The following is a 3638-nucleotide window of genomic DNA, read 5'->3' on the forward strand; positions in this document are numbered from 1 at the left end:
GCTGCGCCGCGCCGCCGAAGCCTCTGGCTTCCGCGGCGAGGCCGGGCAGGTGCTGGAGCCCGCGGCCGCGCCGCGCCAGGCGCTGCTGGGCATCGGGCGCCGTCGCCGGGCGGATCTGGAACGCGCCGGCGCTTGCGGTGCCGCGCTGTTCGCGGAGATCTCGCAGGTTGCGCTGGACGCGCGCGGGCTTGCGCCGGAGGAGTCGGCGGCGCTGGCCACCGGCGCCGCGCTGCGCGCCTGGCGCTTCGACGCCCATCGCACACGCGACGTGACGCCCGGCCTGGCCCGGCTGGTGGTGCATGTGGACGACGTCGCCGCGGCGAAGGCGGCCTGGGAACCGGCCGAGGCCGCTGTGCGCGGCTGCCTCTTCGCGCGCGACCTGGTGGCGGAACCGGCGAACCACCTGACGACGCGCAGCTTCGCGAAGCGCCTGGAGGGGCTGGCCGAGTTCGGCATCGATGTGGACGTGCTCGGCCGCAAGCGGCTGGCGCGCGCGGGCTTCGGCGGGTTGCTGGCGGTGGGGCAGGGCAGCGCCTCGCCACCGCGGCTGGTCGTGCTGCGCTGGCGCGGCAGCCTCGACGCGCCGCCGGTCGCCTTCGTGGGCAAGGGGATCGTCTTCGATACCGGCGGCGTCTCCATCAAGCCGGCGCACGGGATGGAGACGATGCGTGCGGACATGGCCGGCGCCGCCGCCTGCGCCGGCGCGATACTGGCGCTGGCGCTGCGCCGCTCGCCCGCGCCTGCGGTCGCCGTGCTGGCCCTGGCGGAGAACGCGACCGGCGCCGGGAGCTACCGCCCCTCCGACGTGATCCGCACGCTGTCCGGCCGCACGGTGGAGGTGGTGGACACCGACGCGGAAGGGCGCCTGGTCCTGGCCGATGCGATCCACCATGCCGTCGCGCAGTTCCGTCCGCGCGCGGTGGTGGACCTGGCGACGCTGACCGGCGCGATCGTCAGCGCGCTCGGCCACCACCGCGCCGGGCTGTTCGGGAACGACCAGGCGCTGATGGCGGCGCTGGCGGCCGCCGGCGAGCAGGTGAACGAGCCGCTCTGGCCAATGCCGATCGGCGAGCAGCACCGCGACGACTTGCGGTCGGACATTGCCGACATCCGCCAATGCGCGCCCTCCGCCCGCGGCGAGGGCGGCTGGGCCGCGCGCTTCCTGCCGGATGCCTGCCATGCTGCGGCGTTCCTGCGCGAATTCGCCGGTGAGGCGCGCTGGGCGCATCTCGACATCGCCGGCGTGGACACGGCAGAGGCGCCGCATGCTCTGGGTCCCGCGGGGCCGACCGGCTTCGGCGTGCGGCTGCTCGACGCGCTGGTCGCTGCGGGCTTCGAGGAAGCCGACCACCATGCGCCCGTGGCCGGCGGCTTCGTCCCGGTGTAGGGACGCGCGGCATGGCGGAGTACGGCTTCTACCACCTGACGCGCACGCCGCTGGAACAGGCCCTGCCGAAGCTGCTGGGCCGCGTCCTCGGCAGCGGCGGCCGCGCCATGGTGCTGCTGGCGAGCCGCGAACGGCTGGAGGCGCTGGACGCGGCGCTGTGGGCCAGCGGGGATCCCGACTGGCTGCCGCATGGCACGCCGCTGACCGGCCATGCCGAATACCAGCCGATCTGGCTGACCACGGAGGACGCGCCGGAGGCCGGTGCGCCGAATGGCGCGCGATTCCTGTTCCTCCTGGAAGGCAGCGAATCCGCCCGGCTGGACCGCTTCGACCGCGTGCTGGACCTGTTCGACGGCGGCGACGAGGCGGCGGTGCAAGCGGCGCGGGCCCGCTGGCGCACCGCGAAGGCGGCGGGCCACAGCCTCACCTACTGGCAGCAGGGACCGCGCGGCTGGGAGAAGGCCGGGGGGTGACGCCCCCGGCCCCGCGGCTCAGCTGTCCAGGCGCACGCCGGTCAGCTGCACCATCTCCGCCCAGCGCGCCACCTCGCTGCGCTGGAAGGCGGCGAAGGGCGCCGGCGCCAGCGGGTCCAGCGTGAAGCCGGCGGCGGCAAGGCGACGCTGCACCTCGGCATCCGACAGGGTGCCGATGAAGGCCGCCGCCAGACGTTCCGCCGTCGCGGCCGGCAGCCCGGCCGGGCCGAACAGGCCGAACCAGGCATCCACCGCCATGTAGCCGACGCCGGCTTCCTCCGCGGTCGGGACGTCGGGGAAGTCCGCCAGACGCCGCGGCGCGCCGACCGAGAGAGCGCGCAGCCGCCCTTCGCGGATCAGCGCGGCCACGGTCGGGAAGGTGGAGACGTAGAAATCGACCTGTCCCGCCACGGTCGCGGTCGCCGCCGGCGCGGCGCCGTTGAACGGCACATGCGTCGCGTCCATCCGCGACCGCCGCACGAAGGTCTCCGCGATCACGTGGCTGGCCGAGCCGGCCTGCGAGGAGGCGTAGTTCAACCGCCCGCCGCCCTGGCCCAGCGCGGCGAGCTCCGCCATGCTGCGCGCGCGGGAATTCGCCGGCACCACGGTCGCGTGGTGCACCGTGCCGAGCTTGGCGATGGGGGTGAAGCCGTCCACCACGTTGAACGGCAGCCGCGCCATCATGTGCTGGTTCGACGCATGGGTCTGGTTGTGGCCGACCATGATGGTCAACCCGTCCGGCGCGGCGCGGTGCGTCGCTTCCGACCCGATCACGCCGCCGCCACCCGCGCGGTTGTCGATCACCACGGGCTGGCCCAGCGCGGCAGCCGCCTTCTCGCCGGTGACGCGCGCCAGGATGTCGGTCGGGCCGCCGGGCGGGGCCGGCACGATCAGCCGGATCGGGCGGTCGGAACCCTGCGCCTGCGCGGCGCGCGACACGGCCGCGAGGCCGAGGGGCAGCGCAGCGAGGCGCAGGGCGTTGCGGCGAGTGGCGTGCATGGCGTCGTTTCTCCCGGTCAGGTCTGCCGCCCTCTCGCAACGCGGGCGGGTCGGGTCAAGACCGTGTGACCCTACAACCTTCCGTTGCATCGCGCGGGTGCGGTCTGACACACTCCGCGGACCCGGTGACACGGGGGAGGGCGGAACGATGAAGGATCCGGAGACCCGGCTGCCTGAGCGGCCGGCCGAGCCGAAGCCGTTGCCGGTGGCGGAGCCTGCCACGCCGCGCGCCCTCTGGCCCACCTTCATGCGCCGTACCCTGCCCGAGGACGCGCTGCGCCACGAGAGGCACGTCGTCCTGGCGCGCTGAAGGCTCCCGCACTTCTCTTCCGATCACGGAAGGATCGCCCCGGCTTCCCGCGCGTTGCGCGTGCCAAGACTGCAGCGCGCGGGGAGTACATGAGGGACAACGACACCAAGGGGCGGCGGCGCATCCTGGGCCTTGTGGGCCTGGCCGCCGGCAGCGCGGCGACTCCCGCCGCGGCGTTCAACGCCGATGGCAGCCGCGGCCGCATTCCTGCCGAACCGGAAAGCGAAGCGGAGAAGCGCAAGCCGCGCTACCGCGAGACCGACCACGTGCGCGCCTTCTACCGCACCAACCGGGGCTGAGCCGCCATGCTCGTCAAGCGCAGCGAAGGCCGGGCCGCGCGGCAGCGGCTGGCGCAGGCCTATGCCGGACTGTCCTCCGGCGGGCTCGACCGCCGCGATTTCCTCGCGCGCGCCGGCTACGGCGCCGGTGCGCTGGCGGCGCTCGGCGCGCTGCCTGTGCAGCGCGCGCG

General features: G+C 74.9%; 6 protein-coding genes. 5 read left to right on the plus strand and 1 reads right to left on the minus strand.

Annotated elements, in window-relative coordinates:
• The coding region (locus tag OZN99_RS27525; RefSeq protein WP_270938419.1) for a leucyl aminopeptidase family protein at positions 1-1387 on the plus strand (1387 nt) is incomplete at its 5' end.
• Between the two features lie 11 nt (positions 1388-1398).
• Positions 1399-1860 carry a DNA polymerase III subunit chi gene (locus OZN99_RS27530; RefSeq protein WP_270938420.1) on the plus strand — a complete coding sequence of 154 codons (462 nt, stop codon included), beginning with the start codon at positions 1399-1401 and terminating at the stop codon, positions 1858-1860.
• An 18-nt stretch (positions 1861-1878) separates the two neighbouring features.
• Here the strand turns inward: OZN99_RS27530 and OZN99_RS27535 are convergent, their stop codons facing one another.
• Positions 1879-2859, minus strand: coding sequence for a Bug family tripartite tricarboxylate transporter substrate binding protein (locus OZN99_RS27535; protein ID WP_270938421.1), 981 nt, complete (start codon positions 2857-2859; stop codon positions 1879-1881).
• A gap of 148 nt (positions 2860-3007) precedes the next feature.
• On the opposite strand from OZN99_RS27535, the gene OZN99_RS27540 reads away from it, so the two are divergent.
• The 3 genes from OZN99_RS27540 to OZN99_RS27550 form a co-directional block, all read left to right on the plus strand.
• Positions 3008-3169: a hypothetical protein gene (locus OZN99_RS27540; protein WP_270938422.1), complete on the plus strand. Its 162-nt coding sequence runs from the start codon at positions 3008-3010 to the stop codon at positions 3167-3169.
• Between the two features lie 89 nt (positions 3170-3258).
• Positions 3259-3468: a hypothetical protein gene (locus OZN99_RS27545; protein ID WP_270938423.1), complete on the plus strand. Its 210-nt coding sequence runs from the start codon at positions 3259-3261 to the stop codon at positions 3466-3468.
• Between the two features lie 6 nt (positions 3469-3474).
• Positions 3475-3638: twin-arginine translocation signal domain-containing protein (locus OZN99_RS27550; RefSeq protein ID WP_270938424.1), on the plus strand; the 164-nt coding region annotated here is incomplete at its 3' end.

It is taken from the genome of Falsiroseomonas oryzae (genome assembly GCF_027856955.1).
GTDB lineage: Bacteria > Pseudomonadota > Alphaproteobacteria > Acetobacterales > Acetobacteraceae > Falsiroseomonas > Falsiroseomonas oryzae.

Bases quoted from the DNA above. Each gene is read 5' to 3' on its own strand.
- OZN99_RS27530 (WP_270938420.1), top strand. From the start codon at position 1,399: ATGGCGGAGTACGGCTTCTACCACCTGACGCGCACGCCGCTGGAACAG.
- OZN99_RS27535 (WP_270938421.1), bottom strand. From the start codon at position 2,859: ATGCACGCCACTCGCCGCAACGCCCTGCGCCTCGCTGCGCTGCCCCTC.
- OZN99_RS27540 (WP_270938422.1), top strand. From the start codon at position 3,008: ATGAAGGATCCGGAGACCCGGCTGCCTGAGCGGCCGGCCGAGCCGAAG.
- OZN99_RS27545 (WP_270938423.1), top strand. From the start codon at position 3,259: ATGAGGGACAACGACACCAAGGGGCGGCGGCGCATCCTGGGCCTTGTG.